This window comes from Streptomyces solitudinis (assembly GCF_036323765.1).
Lineage (GTDB): Bacteria > Actinomycetota > Actinomycetes > Streptomycetales > Streptomycetaceae > Streptomyces.
In genome coordinates, this window is the sequence record NZ_JAZDCW010000002.1 from 737,726 (window position 1) to 753,485 (window position 15,760).

Annotated in this window: 14 protein-coding genes; 9 read left to right on the forward strand and 5 right to left on the reverse strand. The window is 74.3% G+C overall.

Annotation, left to right across the window (positions count from 1 at the left end; genetic code table 11):
* Positions 1–59 precede the first annotated feature (59 nt).
* The 9 genes from trpS (at position 60) to V1J52_RS07055 (ending at position 8,294) form a co-directional block, all read left to right on the forward strand.
* Complete coding sequence (gene trpS, locus V1J52_RS07015) at positions 60–1,073, forward strand: tryptophan--tRNA ligase (RefSeq protein ID WP_330138718.1); 1,014 nt, start codon at positions 60–62, stop codon at positions 1,071–1,073.
* An 89-nt stretch (positions 1,074–1,162) separates the two neighbouring features.
* Positions 1,163–1,753 (forward strand): 2'-5' RNA ligase family protein, encoded by a 591-nt coding sequence (locus V1J52_RS07020; RefSeq protein ID WP_330138719.1) that lies wholly within the window; start codon positions 1,163–1,165, stop codon positions 1,751–1,753.
* A 104-nt stretch (positions 1,754–1,857) separates the two neighbouring features.
* Entirely contained in the window at positions 1,858–2,787 is a 930-nt protein-coding gene (locus V1J52_RS07025) for a YihY/virulence factor BrkB family protein (RefSeq protein WP_330138720.1), read from the forward strand.
* A 213-nt stretch (positions 2,788–3,000) separates the two neighbouring features.
* Positions 3,001–3,882, forward strand: a complete 882-nt coding sequence (locus V1J52_RS07030; RefSeq protein ID WP_330138721.1) for an STAS domain-containing protein — start codon at positions 3,001–3,003, stop codon at positions 3,880–3,882.
* The gene (locus tag V1J52_RS07035) at positions 3,879–4,301 is read left to right on the forward strand and encodes an STAS domain-containing protein (RefSeq protein ID WP_330138722.1); all 423 of its coding nucleotides are present in this window, start codon (positions 3,879–3,881) and stop codon (positions 4,299–4,301) included. The genes V1J52_RS07030 and V1J52_RS07035 overlap by 4 nt, the downstream gene beginning before the upstream one ends.
* Positions 4,302–4,350: 49 nt before the next feature.
* Positions 4,351–4,761 carry an anti-sigma regulatory factor gene (locus tag V1J52_RS07040; RefSeq protein ID WP_330138862.1) on the forward strand — a complete coding sequence of 137 codons (411 nt, stop codon included), beginning with the start codon at positions 4,351–4,353 and terminating at the stop codon, positions 4,759–4,761.
* A complete protein-coding gene (locus V1J52_RS07045) occupies positions 4,758–5,780 on the forward strand; it encodes a SpoIIE family protein phosphatase (protein ID WP_330138723.1) in 1,023 nt (340 codons plus the stop codon). Before V1J52_RS07040 ends, V1J52_RS07045 begins: the two co-directional genes overlap by 4 nt.
* On the forward strand, positions 5,777–7,042 hold the full coding sequence (locus V1J52_RS07050) for a PP2C family protein-serine/threonine phosphatase (protein ID WP_330138724.1): 1,266 nt from the start codon (positions 5,777–5,779) through the stop codon (positions 7,040–7,042). The genes V1J52_RS07045 and V1J52_RS07050 overlap by 4 nt, the downstream gene beginning before the upstream one ends.
* A gap of 64 nt (positions 7,043–7,106) precedes the next feature.
* Positions 7,107–8,294, forward strand: a complete 1,188-nt coding sequence (locus V1J52_RS07055; protein WP_330138863.1) for a phospholipase D-like domain-containing protein — start codon at positions 7,107–7,109, stop codon at positions 8,292–8,294.
* 21 nt (positions 8,295–8,315) lie between these two features.
* On the opposite strand, the gene V1J52_RS07060 is transcribed toward V1J52_RS07055, so the two are convergent.
* The 5 genes from V1J52_RS07060 to V1J52_RS07080 form a co-directional block, all read right to left on the reverse strand.
* Positions 8,316–9,563 (reverse strand): D-alanyl-D-alanine carboxypeptidase family protein, encoded by a 1,248-nt coding sequence (locus tag V1J52_RS07060; RefSeq protein ID WP_443075744.1) that lies wholly within the window; start codon positions 9,561–9,563, stop codon positions 8,316–8,318.
* A 220-nt stretch (positions 9,564–9,783) separates the two neighbouring features.
* Positions 9,784–10,746: an ABC transporter substrate-binding protein gene (locus V1J52_RS07065; protein WP_330138726.1), complete on the reverse strand. Its 963-nt coding sequence runs from the start codon at positions 10,744–10,746 to the stop codon at positions 9,784–9,786.
* Between the two features lie 99 nt (positions 10,747–10,845).
* Positions 10,846–12,846, reverse strand: coding sequence for an ABC transporter permease (locus tag V1J52_RS07070; RefSeq protein WP_443075732.1), 2,001 nt, complete (start codon positions 12,844–12,846; stop codon positions 10,846–10,848).
* On the reverse strand, positions 12,843–14,063 hold the full coding sequence (locus tag V1J52_RS07075; protein WP_330138727.1) for a quaternary amine ABC transporter ATP-binding protein: 1,221 nt from the start codon (positions 14,061–14,063) through the stop codon (positions 12,843–12,845). The genes V1J52_RS07070 and V1J52_RS07075 overlap by 4 nt, the downstream gene beginning before the upstream one ends.
* A complete protein-coding gene (locus tag V1J52_RS07080; protein ID WP_330138728.1) occupies positions 14,063–15,664 on the reverse strand; it encodes a GMC family oxidoreductase in 1,602 nt (533 codons plus the stop codon). The genes V1J52_RS07075 and V1J52_RS07080 overlap by 1 nt, the downstream gene beginning before the upstream one ends.
* Positions 15,665–15,760 lie beyond the last annotated feature (96 nt).

The window sequence follows — 15,760 nt, forward strand, 5'->3', positions numbered from 1 at the left end:
TCGCACGGCCGTGACGTCACGGGAACGCGGACGGCGGGCGCTCTGCGAGAATGGCCCCCATGGCTAACGATCGTCCCCGCGTGCTGTCCGGCATCCAGCCCACCGCCGGTTCGTTCCACCTCGGCAACTACCTCGGCGCGGTGCGCCAGTGGGTGGCGCTCCAGGAGAGCCACGACGCCTTCTACATGGTCGTCGACCTGCACGCGATCACGGTCCCGCAGGAGCCGGCCGCCCTGCGCGCCGCCACCCGGCTCGCCGCCGCCCAGCTGCTGGCCGCCGGGCTCGACCCGGAACGCTGCACGCTGTTCGTGCAGAGCCACGTCCCCGAGCACGCCCAGCTCGCCTGGGTGATGAACTGCCTCACCGGGTTCGGCGAGGCGTCCCGCATGACGCAGTTCAAGGACAAGTCCGCCAGGCAGGGCACCGAGGGCACGACGGTCGGCCTGTTCACCTACCCCGTCCTGCAGATCGCCGACATCCTGCTGTACCAGGCCGACGAGGTGCCCGTCGGTGAGGACCAGCGCCAGCACATCGAGCTGACCCGGAACGTCGCCGAGCGTTTCAACGCCCGCTACGGGCCGACGTTCACCGTGCCCGCGCCGCACATCCTCAAGGAGACGGCGAAGATCTACGACCTCCAGGACCCGGCGGCCAAGATGAGCAAGTCGGCCTCCTCGCCCAAGGGCACCGTCTCGCTGCTGGACGAGCCGAAGGCGACGGCGAAGAAGATCAGGAGCGCGGTCACCGACACCGGGTCCGAGATCGCCTACGACCCGGTGGGCAAGCCCGGCGTCAGCAACCTCCTGACCATCTACGCGACGCTCACCGGCGCGACGGTCACCGAGCTGGAGCAGCGGTACGCGGGCAAGGGGTACGGCGCCCTCAAGACGGACCTCGCCGAGGTCGTCACCGACTGGGTGACGCCGTTCCGGGCGCGCACCGAGGAGTACCTGGGCGATCCCGAGACGCTGGACTCCCTCCTGGCCAAGGGCGCGGAGAAGGCCCGCACGGTCGCCGGCGAGACGCTGGCCCGCGCCTATGACAAGGTGGGCTTCCTGCCCGCGAAGCACTGAAACCGGACCTGAACGGACGAGAAGGAACCAGGCGGGCGAACCGCCCGGACCCGCCGCGCACCAGCGGCCAGCACCCGGAGGGAGACGACGTGGGGACCGTCACGGTCGGCGTATCGATCGCGGTCCCGGAGCCGTACGGCAGCCTGCTCCAGCAGCGCCGGGCCGGTTTCGGGGACAGCGCCGCGCACGGCATCCCCACGCACGTCACCCTGCTGCCGCCCACCGAGGTGGACGCGGCGGCGATGCCGGCGGTGAAGAGGCACCTGGGGGCCGTCGCGGCCGCCGGGCACGCCTTCCCGATGCGGCTGTCCGGCACCGACACCTTCCGCCCGCTGTCGCCCGTCGTCTACGTGCGGGTCGCCGAGGGCGCGGCGTCCTGCGCGGGCCTCCAGGAGCGGGTGCGCTCACCCGACGGGCCGCTCGCCAGGGAGCTGAACTTCCCCTACCACCCGCACGTCACGATCGCCCACGGCATCGACGAGGCGGCCATGGACCTCGCCCAGGAGGAGCTGGCCGGGTTCGAGGCGGCGTGGCTGACGACGGGCTTCGCCCTGTACGAGCAGGGCACCGAGGACCGGGTGTGGCGGCTCAGGCGCGAGTTCCGCTTCACCGGGCGACCACCCCTGCCATCGGTTCCCCAGCAGGCGGGCATGTCACGCCCGGCGGCCCCGGCGTCCTAGCGCGCCGGGGCCGCCGCCCGTCGGGGCCGCCGCGCCGAGGCGCCGGGACGCCGCCGCGCCGATGACCCCCCTTGCGCGGCGGCCCAGCGGGTAGAACGGGGCTCATGGACTGGCTGACCCGGCTGCCGGCCGTCGGACCCCTCATCCTGCGGCTCACGCGGACGCACCTGTGGCACGCGTACGAACGGCTGGAGGCGACGCACTGGGCCCGGCTCTCGGCCGCGATCACCTTCGTGAGCTTTCTCTCGCTGTTCCCGATGATCGCCCTGAGCGCGGCCGTCGCCGCCGCGCTGCTCGGCGAGGACCAGGTGGCGTCCGCCCAGGGCTGGCTCTCCGACCAGGTGCCCGGGATCTCGGACCAGATCGGCCTCCAGTCCTTCGTGGACAACGCGGGCACGGTCGGCCTCATCGCCGTGGGCGTGCTGCTGTTCACCGGCCTGCGCTGGGTGCAGACGCTGCGGGAGTGCCTGCGCGAGGTGTGGCTGCTGCCGCAGGACGAGGAGGGGTTCGTCCTGCTCAAGGTCAAGGACCTGGCGATGCTCGCCGGACTGGGCTGCGTGGTCGCCGTCTCGCTGGCCGGTTCGGCGTTCGCCGTCGGCGCGGTGGACTGGGCGGCCGGGCGGCTGGGGATCGAGGGCGGCCCGGCCGGGTGGCTGCTCCAGGCGGTGCCGGTCCTGGCGGCCGTCGGCGTCGACGTCCTCCTGCTCGGCTACCTGCTCACCCGCGTCCCGGGCACGGACCCCCCGCGCCGGGCCCTGGTGGTGGCCGCGTTCCTGGGCGCGGCCGGTTTCGAGCTGCTCAAGCTGCTGATCGGCGGCTACCTGAAGGGCGTGGCGGGCAAGAACATGTACGGCGCCTTCGGGGTGCCGGTCGCCCTGATGATCTGGATCAACCTCATGGCCAGGCTGCTGCTGTTCTGCGCCGCGTGGACGGCCACCGAGGACGCCGGCGAGGAGGAGGACGAGGGGCCCGCGGCCCCGGACGCCCCAGCGGCGGACGCCTCCGGGGCCGCGGCCGGGACGGCCGCCGCCTGACGCCGTGGTGGCCGGGATCACCGGCGCGCGCGGGAAGTCACGTGGCGCACACCACACTTGCCCGTCCCGCGGGCCCTCCGGGCCTTTCCAGCCACCGCGTACGCCTCGTTAGTATGGTGCGAGCTGTGCCCACGCCCGCGGGGCGGGCACGGCCACAGCAGTCGAGGGCGATCTCCCGATCTCCCGATCGCCGCCGCGACGAAGGGTTGACGAGTGAGTGCCAGTCCCAGTGAAGCCGCTGTACGGGAGCGGGTGACCGAAGCGCTGCGGGACCGCGCCGACGACGTCGCCGACCGCTGGGTGCAGCTCCAGATGGACCAGGCGGGCATCGGCACCGTCCTCCCCGAGGGGGAGCTGCGCGAGGAGGCCGACGCCCTGGTGGCCGCGCTCCTCGCCGGGCTGGAGACCGGGGCGCCGGTGGAGCGCGTGATCAGCTCGGACCGGAACCTGCACCAGGCCGTGACGGAACTGTCGCTGCGCCGGGCGATGGGCGGGGCCAGCCCCACCGACACGTCGCTGGCCGTCCTCGCCCTCAAGGACGCGCTGCTGGAGACGGTGCGGCAGAGCACGCAGGACGCGGCGGAGCTGTTCGCCGTCGCCCTGATGGTCAACCGGCTCCTCGACGCTGCGGGGGCGCTCTCCTTCGCCGCCTACGTCGAGGGCCGCGAGGAGATCATCCAGCGGCAGAGCCGGGAGCTGCTGGAGCAGTCCACGCCGGTCGTGCAGATCTGGCGCCACGTGCTCGCCGTCCCGCTGATCGGCACCCTGGACACCTCCCGCACCCAGGTCGTCATGGAGAACCTGCTCCAGTCCATCAAGGACAACGAGGCGCAGGTGGCCATCATCGACATCACCGGCGTCGCCATGGTGGACACCGCGGTCGCCCAGCACCTGATGCAGACGGTGAGCGCGGTGCGGCTGATGGGTGCGGACTGCATCATCAGCGGCGTCCGGCCCAGCATCGCCCAGACGATCGCCCAGCTCGGCATCGACCTGTCCACGATCCTCACCCGGGCGACGCTCGCCGACGCCCTCGCCGCCGCCATGCAGCAGACCGAGCACACTGTCCGCGCGAGCAACACGGTGGCACGGTGAGCGGGCAGAGCAGCGGCCCCCCCACGCCGGGCGTCCCCATCCTGCGACTCGGGGACGTCCTGATCACCGGGCTGCTCAACGAACTGGACGACCGCACCGCCGTCGCGTTCACCGACGAGCTGACGCAGCGCATCGCCAGCGACCGGGCGAGCGGTGTGCTCATCGACATCTCCCGTCTGGAGATCATCGACTCCTTCGTGGCCCGCACCCTGATGGAGCTGACGGCCTCGGCGCGCCTGGTGGGCGCCCGGGTCATCGTCGCCGGGATGCGGCCTCCGGTCGCCATCACCCTGACCGAGCTGGGCATCCAGCTCACGGGTGTGGAGACCGCGCTCAACGCGGAGCAGGGCCTGAGTGCGCTGGGGTGGCACCGCAGTCCGCAGCCCCCGGAAGGGGCGAGGCATGGCAAGCAGCATTGACGGGGCGCTCAGCACCACGGCGGGGTCGGCGGCGGTGCAGGCGCCGCCCATGACCCCGGCCGCGCCGGCGCAGCTCCAGGTGCGTACCGAGGAGGACCTCCTCACCGTCCGGCACGCCGTGCGCGAGGCCACGCGGGTGATCGGCTTCGGCATCGTGGACCAGACGCGCGTCGTGACGGCCGTGAGCGAGCTGGCCCGCAACGCCTACATCCACGGCGGTGGCGGTGTCATGGTCATCGACTACCCGGTGCGCACCGGCGGCCGGGGCCTGCGGGTGACCATCAGGGACGAGGGGCCGGGCATCCCCGACCTGGACGCCGCGCTCCGGGACGGGTTCACCACCGGCGCCGGGCTCGGGCACGGTCTGGGCGGCGCACGCCGCCTCATGGACGACTTCGACGTGCGCAGCGAGCCGGGCCGGGGGACGACGGTCACCGTCACCCGCTGGACCAGCCGGTGAACCCTCACCCAGCCGGGCCGCACACCACGAGTGTCCGGATCGACCACGAATCGGCCGTCGCGCTGGCCGCCGCGACGGCCCGCAAGCTGGCGCGCCGGTGCGACCTGCCGGGCGCGCTGCCCGAGCAGGCCGCCGTCATCGCCTCCGAACTGGCCAGCAACCTGCACAAGCACGCCGTGGACGGCGTGCTGTACGTGCAGCCGCTGCCGCTGGGCGGCGGGCTGGAGATCATGGCGGCCGACCGGGGCCCGGGCATGCCGGAACCGGCCCGGTGCCTGACGGACGGCTTCAGCACCACCGGCAGCCTCGGCGCCGGGCTCGGCGGCGTGAACCGCATCGCGACGTCCTTCACCCTGCGCACGCAGGCCGGTACGGGCACCCTGGCCTGCGCGCGGATCACCCTGCCCGGCGAGGATCAGGCCGCGCGGCAGGAGGTGGGCGTCGTGTGCCTGCCCGCCGTCGGGGAGCAGCACTCCGGTGACGCCTGCGCGGTCGCCGACACGGGCTCCGTGCGGACGGCCATCGTCGTGGACGGGCTCGGCCACGGGCCGCAGGCGTCGGAGGCCGCGCAGACCGCCGTGCGCGCCTTCCACCGCGATCCGGGGCAACCGCTGCCGGACGTGCTCACCATCGTGCACCGCGCCCTGCGGCACAGCCGCGGCGCCGCCGTGGGGCTGCTGCGGCTGACGGCCGGACGCTCGGTGGCCGAGTACTGCGGGGTGGGCAACGTCCGGGCGCTGACCGTCTCCGCCCACGAGGTGCACCGCAGGCTGACCGGGCGGGCGGGCGTCGTCGGGCTGAGCCTGCCGCCGCTGAGCACGCACGTGGTGCCGCTGCCGCCGGGGACGACGTGCGTGCTGCACAGCGACGGCGTGGACGCCCGCTGGGCCCGCTCCCCCGGGCTGTTCGTGCTGCGCCTGCCGCCGCCGCTGCTGGCCACCGCCCTCGTCCACCGCCACCGCATCACCCGCGACGACGCCACCGTGCTCACCGCCCGGCCCCCGCAGAGGTTGCCGTGACCCTTGCCACCTTCCACAGCGCCGCCCCGCTGCGCCGTGCCGTGCGCCGCCTGGCCCGCGGCTGCGGGCTGAACGTCGAGACGCGGGCGAGGCTCGCCCTGACGGTGTCCCTGCTGGCGGACGCGGAGTTCCGCGCCGGGCGGACGGTCTCCCTGGAGCCGGTGCACCGGCCCGGCGGCGAGCTGGTGCTCACCGTCCGCTCGCCCGACGCCCCGGGACCGCTGGCCACCAGCGGGCTGCCGCTGCCCGCGCACGAGGAGGCGCCGGGGCGCGCCGTGTGGCGGCTGACGGTCCCGGCCCGGCCCGACCCGGCGGGGCTCGTCCCGCGCCCCGCCGAGCCGCGCTCCAGCCAGGCGGAGTCCGCCGCGGACGGGGCCGAGTCGGAGGAGCTGGCCGAGGAGCTGCGCGTGGCCCTGGCGCGGGCCGACACGCTGGACGCCGAGCACAGACGGCTCAAGCACGAGCTGGCCGAGACGAACAGCGGCGTCCTCGCCCTCTACGTCCAGCTGGAGGAGCGGGACGAGCGGCTGCGCCGGGCGCACGGGCGCATCCTGCGCGAGCTGGAGGACGCGCTGCGTCCGCCGCCGATCCGCAGCGAGGGCCTGGAGCTGGCCGTCCACTACGCCCCGGCCGACACCGACGCCCCCACCGGCGGTGACCTCTACGACTGGTTCTTCCTGCCCGACGGCACGGTCCACATCACCGTCGTGGACGCGCTCGGGCACGGCGTCCGCAGCACGCGCAGCGCGCTGAACGTCACCCACGCGGTGCGCACGCTGGCCCTGGAGGGGCATCCGCTGGGTTCGATCGTCGCCCGCACCGACGAGATCCTCATGCCGCTGGACCGCGAGCTGATGGCCACCGTCCTGCTCGCCCGCCTCAACCCGCGCACCGGGGAGCTGCGGCTGGCCAACGGCAGCCACCCGCCCGCCCTGCTGCTGCGCGCCGACGGCGGGGCGGAGTACCTGGAGGTCCGCGGCCGGGGCATCGGTTTCCCGCTGCCCGGCAGCGAGCGGCTGCTGCACGACCGCATGGACCCGGGCGACCTGCTCCTGCTGTACACCGACGGGCTCACCGAGAGCCGCCGGGACCCGCGCGAGGGCGAGGCCCGGCTCGTCGAGAGCGCCCGCCGCCACCGCGACCTGCCGGTGACGGAGATTCCCGGCGCCCTCGCGCACGACATGCACACCGTCGTCCTGCACCGGGACGACACCCTGGCCATAGCCGTACGGCTTTCGGGTGTACGCTCCTCGGTCGGCTGACGTGGCGGCCCGCCGCCAGCCGGAGCCGGACGGCGGAGGAGGCAAGGACGTGACGGACGGAGCTCTGCGGACCGCGGAGGGTGAGGAAGCGCGGCACCTGCCGCCGGCCGAGGCGCTGCGCCGCCGCCTGGAGCGGCTGATCGGCGCACCCGCCACCGAGGGCAACGCGCTGGTCCCGCTGCGCAACGGCGACGAGATCTTCCCGGCGATGCTGTCCGCCGTCCGCGCGGCCCGGCACACCGTGGACATGATGACGTTCGTGTACTGGCGCGGCGAGATCGCCCGCGAGTTCGCGGAGGCGCTGTCCGAGCGGGCCCGCGCGGGGGTGCGGGTGCGGCTGCTGCTGGACGCGTTCGGCAGCCGGCCCATCGAGAAGGACCTGCTGCGCGAGATGGACGAGGCCGGGGTGCAGGTCTCCTGGTTCCGCAAGCCGCTGTGGATATCCCCCTTCAAGCAGAACCACCGCTGCCACCGCAAGGTCCTCCTGGTGGACGAGCAGGTGGCGTTCACCGGCGGCGTCGGCATCGCCGAGGAGTGGTGCGGCGACGCGCGCGACCGGCACGAGTGGCGGGACACGCACGTCGAGCTGCGCGGGCCCGCCGTGGACGGCCTCGCCGCCGCCTTCGCGCAGAACTGGGCCGAGTGCTGCGCCGAGCTGTTCGACGGGCGGGACCGGTTCACCGAGCAGCCGCCGGCGGGCGACTGCGTCGTGCAGGTCGTGCGCGGTTCGGCCAGCATCGGCTGGCAGGACATGCAGACGCTGCTGCGCGTCATCATCGAGACGGCCGAGAAGCGGCTGCGGCTGGCCACGGCCTACTTCGCCCCGGACGCCTACTTCATCGGGCTGCTGTGCGCGGCGGCGCGGCGCGGGGTGGACGTCGAGATCCTGCTGCCGGGCCGCTACACCGACAAGCGGGTGTGCCAGCTCGCCGGGCAGAACCACTACGAGGAGCTGCTGGCCTGCGGCGTGCGGATATGGCAGTACCAGCCGACGATGATGCACGCGAAGATCATCACGGTGGACGGCATCGCCTCGCTGGTCGGTTCCACGAACATCAACCGCCGCTCGCTGGACCACGACGAGGAGGTGATGCTCGCCGTGCTGGACGAGGCGTTCACCGCCCGGCTCGACGCCCACTTCGACGAGGACGTGACCCGCTCCGAGCCGGTCTGCCCGCGCCGCTGGCGTACCCGGCCGCCGCTCCAGCGCGCCGGTGAGCTGCTCGTCGCCCCGATCCGCCGCTTCCTGTGACCCCCGGCGGGCCGGGCGCCGCTACGGCGCGTCCACGTGGCGCGGCCAGCGGCGCCGCACGGCGTAGGCGGTGCCGCCGAGTATGACGAGGGTGCCGCCGACGACGCCCAGCGCGACGCCGACGCCGTCCGAGCCCCGCGGCGCGTCCACGGCGAACCCGTCGCCCGCCGCCTGCACCCCGCCGCCGGCCAGCCCCTCGGGGGCCCGCTCGTCCTTGCCGGGCCGCGCCACCCGGCGCGTCGTCCCGGCCCCCTCGGGCGGGACCAGCTCACCGACGGGCTCGACCTTCCCGGCCGCCGCGAAACCCCAGTCCAGGAGCTGCGCGCTCTCCTCGTAGACCCCGTTGCCGCCCTTCTCCGCGGCCGGGTGCATGACGGTCACCAGCAGGCTGCGCCCGCCGCGCTGCGCGACGCCGGTGAAGGTGTACCCGGCCTCGCTGGTGTAGCCGTTCTTGATCCCGGCCAGGCCCTCGTAGGGGGTCAGTCCGTGGCTGCCGAGCAGGAGCCGGTTGGTGGTCTGGATCTGGTAGTGCTCGCGGTCCGCGCCCTCGCCGCCGCCGGGGAAGCGCGCGGTCGCGGTGGCGGCGTACGTCCGGAAGGCGGGCTTGCCGAGGCCGGAGCGGGCGATCAGCGTCAGGTCGTAGGCGGACGAGCGCTGGCCCGGCGCGTCGTACCCGTCCGGGCTGACGACGTGGGTGTCCCGCGCGCCCAGCGCCGCCGCGTGCTCGTTCATCTCCCGCACGGTCTTCGCCAGCCCGCCGTTGAGGGCGGCCAGCGCGTGCACCGCGTCGTTGCCGGAGGCCAGGAAGACGCCGTTCCACAGGTCGTGGACGGTGTAGGCGTGGTTCTCCTTCACCCCGACCGCGCTGCTGTTGACGCCCATCGGTGCGAGGTCCTCGGGGAGCACCGTGTAGCTCAGGTCGCTGTCGAACTTCGGCAGCAGGGTGTCCGCGAAGAGCATCTTGAGGGTGGAGGCGGGCGCCAGCGGCCAGTGCGCGTTGTGCGCGGCCAGCACCTCGCCGGTCTCCGCGTCGGCCACCATCCAGGCGCGGGCGGTCAGTTTCCGGGGCAGCGCGGGCGCCTCCGCCCCGGCCAGGGGTGCCACCTGCGTGCCGGGTCTGCCGAGCCGTTCGCCGCCGACCGTGGAGGCCGCGGCGGGCGGCGCGGGCTCCTCGGCCGCCACGGGAGCTGCGGCGCCGGCGAACAGCGGCAGGACCAGCGCCCCGGCGACGGCTGTCCGGGCGACGGAACGCCCGACAGTATGAAGAATTCTGCGCACGGGCTGAACGTACCGCTTCGCACGCCCCCCGGGTGCGCGGGGTCCGCACTCGGGTGAACTTCACCGCGCCCGGCGGCGTGTCGGCGCGTCAGGCGCGCGGCGGGAGCCCTGCGGCTCCGCCCGCCCGGGCCGCCGTCCCCCCGGCCGCGGGGGCGGCCCGGGGGACGGCGGCCGGACTGTCGGCCGGTCAGGCGGTCAGCCGGTCAGGCGCTCAGGAGGCGGGCAGCCACTGCTTCCAGACGTCCTCGTTGCCCTCGATCCACCGGGCGGCCGCCTCGTCGGCACTCAGGCCCTCGCCCTTGATGAGGCGGGCGACCTCGTTCTGGTCCTCGGTGGACCACTGGAAGTTCTTCAGGAACTCCGCCGCGTCGCCGCCGTTCTCGGCGAAGTCGGCGTTGAAGTACTTCTGGAGGGGCAGCGTGTCGTAGCCGCACGCGGTCTGCTCGGCGGGCTCGTTGCAGCCCTCGGTGTACTCGGGCAGCCGGACCTCCACCATGTCGATCTCGGCGTTCATCCACTGCGGGTCCCACCAGTAGGTGAGGAACGGCTCCTTCGCCTCGTACAGCCGCTCGATCTCGGTGAGCTGCGCGGCCTCGCTGCCGGTGGGCAGGATCTGGTAGTCGAGGTCCAGGTTATCGATCAGGTGCTGATCGTAGGAGGTGTAGGAGGGCGCCGCGCCGATGAACTGGCCCTTGCCGCCGGACTCGGAGGTGCGGAACTCGTCGGCGAAGTCGTTCAGGTTCTTGTAGTCGAGCACCTCGGGGTGCTCGTCGGCGAAGTACTTCGGCACGAACCAGCCGATGTGCCCGGTGACGCCGAGGTCACCGCCCTTGACGACGGTGCCCTTGTCCTCGACGTACAGCTCCTCCTTCTTCGGGACGCCGCCCCAGTCCTCCAGGATGGCGTCGGCCTTGCCGCTGTGCAGGGCGTCGAACGCGACGGGCTCGTCCATCTGCTTCAGCTCGGCCTCGACGCCGAGTTCGTCCTCCAGGATCTTCCCGGCGACGGCGGCGTTGGCCTGGGCGCCGACCCAGGAGGGCACCGCGAAGGTGACCTCGTCGGCACCGCCCCCGGAGCCGCTGTCGGTGCCGGTCTCGGCCGCGCAGGCGCTGAGGGCCAGGCCGAGGACGCCGGCGGCGGCGAGGACGGAGGTGCGTACGGGCTTGCTGTGCATGAGGTGCGTCTGCTTCCTTGCGGGGTACGGATGGGGGTTGTACGGGGTTCTCACGGGGGTCGGGCGGGTACGGGACGTGCCGGGGGGGGCCGTCCGCGGTCAGGTGCGGGCGCGGCCCGGCTGGGTGATGCGGTCGAGCAGGACGCCGAGGCAGACGATGGCCGCGCCGGCCGGCAGCCCGAGCGCGAGGTCGCCCTTGGCGAGCCCGGTGATGACGTCGATGCCGAGCGCTCCGCCGCCGACCATGCCCGCGATGACGACCATGGACAGCACCAGGACGACGCCCTGGTTGACGGCGACCAGCAGCGACCGCCGGGCCAGCGGGAGCTGGACCTGCCTCAGCTGCTGCGCGCCCGTGGCGCCCAGCGACCGGGCCGCCTCGACGGCGGCCGGGTCCACCTGCCGGATGCCCTGCACGGTGATGCGCACGACGGCGGGGAGGACGAAGACGACGGCCGCGGCGACGCCCGCCGTCCGGCTGACGCCGAACAGGGCGATGACCGGGATCAGGTACACGAACTGCGGCATCGTCTGCATGGTGTCCAGCACCGGCCGCAGCAGCCGCTCCAGGCGCTCGACGCGGGCGGCCAGCACACCGGTGGCGAAGCCCAGCAGCAGGGTCAGCAGCAGCCCCAGCAGGACCTGCGAGAGCGTGTCCAGCGAGCGGCTCCACAGGCCGAGCACGCCGATGGCGGCCAGCGCGGCGGTCGCGGTGACGGCGGCGCGCAGCCGTCCGGCGGCCCAGCCGAGGGCGGCGGCGAGCAGCAGCAGCGCCCACCAGGGGGTCGCGTGCAGGCCGTCGCGCAGCGGGTTGAGCACCCAGGTCGTGACCAGCTCGGACCAGGTGAGGGTGCCGCCGACCAGCGGGAGGCCCGAGCCGACGCTGCTCTCGATCCAGGCGGTCGCGTCGTTGACGGCCGGTGCGATGTCCACCGTCCACGCCCGCGGCCACTCCCGCTCGCCCAGGTAGGGGCCGACGGCCGCGAGGAGGGCGGTGAGCGCGGCGAGCGCGGGCCAGACGTGGCGGCCGCGGAGCCCGTCCGGTCCGCCGCCGCGGGAGCCGGACTCCTCCAGGCGGGCGCCCGCGGCGGCGGTGGTGCGGTCCAGCAGGACGGCCAGGAGGACGATGGCGATGCCCGCGGCGAGCGCCTGGCCGACGTCGACCCGGCCGAGCGCCTGGTAGATCCGGTCGCCCAGGCCACCGGAGCCGACGACGGAGGCCAGCACGACCATGGACAGGCACATCATGATCGTCTGGTTCAGGCCGAGCAGCATGTCGCGGCGGGCCAGCGGCAGCCGGGCCGTCCACAGGCGCTGGAACCGGCCCGCGCCGAGCGAGGCGGCGGCCTCCAGGGCGGCCGGGTCGGCGCCGCGCAGCCCGAGCGAGGTGAGCCGGGCCATCGGGGGCGCGGCGTAGATGACGGTCGCCACGAGCGCGGAGGGCACGCCGATGCCGAACAGCAGCACGAACGGCAGCAGGTAGGCGAACGCGGGCATGACCTGCATGAGGTCGAAGACGGGCCGCAGGGCGCGGTCGCAGCGGTCGGAGAGTCCGGCGGCCAGCCCCAGCAGCGTGCCGAGCAGCGCGGAGACGGTCACCGCCACCGTCATGAGGGCCAGCGTCTCCATGGTCGGCTCCCACATGCCCAGCAGTCCGCACGCGGCGAAGACCCCGGCGGCGGTGGCGGCCGTCCGCAGCGCGCGGCGCTGCGCTCCGGCGCCGCCCGCGGCCCAGGCGACGGCGGTGCCGAGCACGGCGGTGCCGATCCAGCCGAGCGCTTCGAACAGGCCGATCAGCGCGTCCACCGACAGTTCGGCGGTGTTGCTGACGTGCAGCAGGAAGTAGAGGAAGACCCAGTGCGACTCGCGGTTGTCGACCAGCCAGGCGTTCAGGGCGTCCAGCGGCGCGCGCACGTCCACGGTGAGGGCGGCGGGCCAGGCGCCGGAGCCGGTCACCAGCGCGCTGACGACGACGGTCAGCAGCGCGGCCGCGACCAGCCACAGCACCGGGTGCCGGGCGGCGGCGCGGGCGCGCGGCACCCGCCGCACCGGGGTGGCGCCGCCCTTGCTGACGGGGTGTCCGGCGGTGGCGGCGCTCACGCGGTCACCGCCTCGCGGCCCTCGGGCCCCGGGGCTTCGGGCATGGGCCCCTGCGGTCCGTCGCGGTCGGTTCCGGCGATGACCGCCAGCAGCCGCGCGTGGTCCACGACGCCGAGGGTGCGCCCGTCCGCCACGACGCGGACGTGCTGGCCGGTGCGGGCGACGGCCTGGACGGCCTCCGCGACGCGGGCGCGCGGGGCGAGCGCCGGTCCGGTCTCCGCCTCGTCGCCCTCCGCCGGGCGCATGGCCCGGCGCACGGTGATGACCTGCTCGCGGGGCACGTCGCGGACGAAGTCCCGGACGTAGTCGTCGGCGGGGGAGGCGACGATGTCCTCGGGCGTGCCGAGCTGCACGATCCCGCCGTCGCGCATGAGGGCGATGCGGTCGCCCAGGCGCAGCGCCTCGGAGAGGTCGTGGGTGATGAAGACCATCGTGCGGCCCTCGTCGCGGTGCAGCCGGACGACCTCGTCCTGCATGTCGCGGCGGATGAGCGGGTCGAGGGCGCTGAACGGTTCGTCGAACAGCAGCACCTCCGGGTCGCCCGCGAGGGCGCGGGCCAGTCCGACGCGCTGCTGCTGTCCGCCGGAGAGCTGGCCGGGACGCCGGTCGCCGAGCCCGTCGAGGCCGACCTTCACCAGCATCTCCTCGGCGCGCTCGCGTCGTTGGGCCCGCCGGACGCCCTGAATCTCCAGGCCGTAGGCGATGTTGTCGCGCACACTGCGGTGCGGGAGCAGCCCGAAGTGCTGGAACACCATGGCGGCGCGGTGCCGGCGCAGCTCGCGCAGCCGGGCCCGGTCCATGGCCAGGACGTCCTCGCCGTCCATGAGGAGGGTGCCGCTGGTGGGTTCGATGAGCCGGGTCAGGCAGCGCACCAGGGTGGACTTGCCGGAGCCGGACAGGCCCATGACGACGAAGACCTCGCCGCGCCGCACGTCGAAGGAGACGTCGCGCACGGCCGCGGTGCAGCGGGTGCGGGCGGCCAGCTCCGCGGCTCCGAGACCGGCGAGTGCGGCGTCGCCGGGGACGCGCTCGGCCTTGGGGCCGAAGACCTTCCACAGGCCGCGCACGGCGAAGACCGGCTCGGTGGCGGGGCCCGCCCCGGCCGTCGCGGGACCGGCGGTCGTCGCGGGCTCGGCGGTGGCCGCGGGCTCGGCGGTCTTCGCGGGGGCCGCCGTGCGGGCGTTGCGGGCGCCCTCGGGGTTCTGCGTCGCGGACATCAGGCCGCACCTCCCGGTGTGGTGGGGGACTTCTGGGCGTCCTTGCCGTCGGGCCGGCGCGTGCGCCCGCCGTCCGTGCGCGGCTCCGCGGCGAGGAGGTCGGCGGCCTTCTCCCCCACCATGAGCACGCCGATCATCGGGTTGACGGCGGGGATGGTCGGGAAGACGGAGGCGTCGGCGACGCGCAGGCCGCGCAGGCCCCGCACCCGCAGTTCGGGGTCCACGACGGCGAGGGCGTCGTCGGCCGCGCCCATGCGGCAGGTGCCCGCCGGGTGGTAGACGGTGTGCGCGACCTGCCGCGCGTAGGCGCTCAGTTCCTCGTCGGAGGTGACCTCGGGGCCGGGGCACACCTCGCGGCGCAGCCAGGACGCGAACGGTTCGGTCGCGGCGATCCGGCGGGCCAGCTTGATGCCGTCCACGAGGGTGCGGCCGTCGTAGCCCTCCTCGTCGGTGAAGTAGCGGAAGTCCAGCGCGGGCTTGTCGTCCGGGTCGGCGCTGGTCAGGTAGAGACGGCCGCGGCTGCGCGGCTTGGGGATGTTCGGCGTCATCGACACCCCGTGCGGGGGCCGGACGTAGCCCAGGCGCTCGGGGTTGTCGGTGAACGGGATCTGGTAGAAGTGGAACATCAGGTCGGGTCCGGCCGACTGCGGGTCGCGGCGCACGAACAGGCCCGCGTCGGAGTCCATCGCGGAGTTGTCCGGGATCGGCCCCTCGGTCTCCCACACGATCACCGACTCCGGGTGGTCGAGCAGGTTCTCCCCCACGCCCGGCAGGTCGTGGGTGACGGGTATGCCGAGCCGCCCGAGGTCACCGGCCGGGCCGATGCCGGAGTGCAGCAGCAGCCGCGGGGTGTCCACGGCGCCCGCGCAGACGACGACCTCCCGGCGGGCGGTCAGCAGCGTCTCGGTGCCGTCCTGCGCCCGGACGTGCACGCCCGTGGCCCGGTCCCCGTCCAGCTCCAGGCGGAACGCCCAGGTGTTCAGCAGCAGTTCGAGGTTCGGACGGTCACCGGCCGTCAGGTGCGGGTGCAGGTAGGCGACGGAGGCGGAGGAGCGCTTGTTGTCCTCGGGGTGGTAGGCGAGGTCGAAGAAACCGGCGCCCTCGTGGAAGGGCGCCTTGTTGAATCCCTCGACCCGGGGCACGCCGGTGGCCGTCACGGCGGCGTCCACCCAGTCGCGGGCGATGGCGTTGCGGTCCTTCTCGTGCACCGGCACCACGTTGTTGCGCAGCCTGCCGAAGTACGGGTCCATGGCGCGGGCGTTCCAGCCGGTCGCCCCGGCCTGCTCCCACTCGTCCCAGTCCGAGGGCAGCGGCTTGAAGGAGATGAGCGTGTTGTGCGAGGAGCAGCCGCCCAGCACCTTGGCCCGGCTGTGCCGGATGTGGCTGTTGCCGCATGGCTGCGTGGTGGTGGGGTAGTCGTAGTCCAGCTCGCCGCCGAGCAGGCCGAGCCAGCGGCGCAGGGTCAGCACCTCGGGCCGGTCCAGGTCGGAGGGGCCGCCCTCGATGAGGGCGACGCTCACCGCGGGGTCCTCGGTCAGCCGGGAGGCGATGACGGAGCCGGCGGTGCCGCCGCCGACGATGACGTAGTCGTACGTGGTCATGGTGCGGAAGTGCTCCTGGGATGCGGTGGATGACCCGTCCGGGGGTGCCGCCCGGCGGGCGGGGGGCCGGGGGCGCGCCCCCGGGCCGCCGGTGCG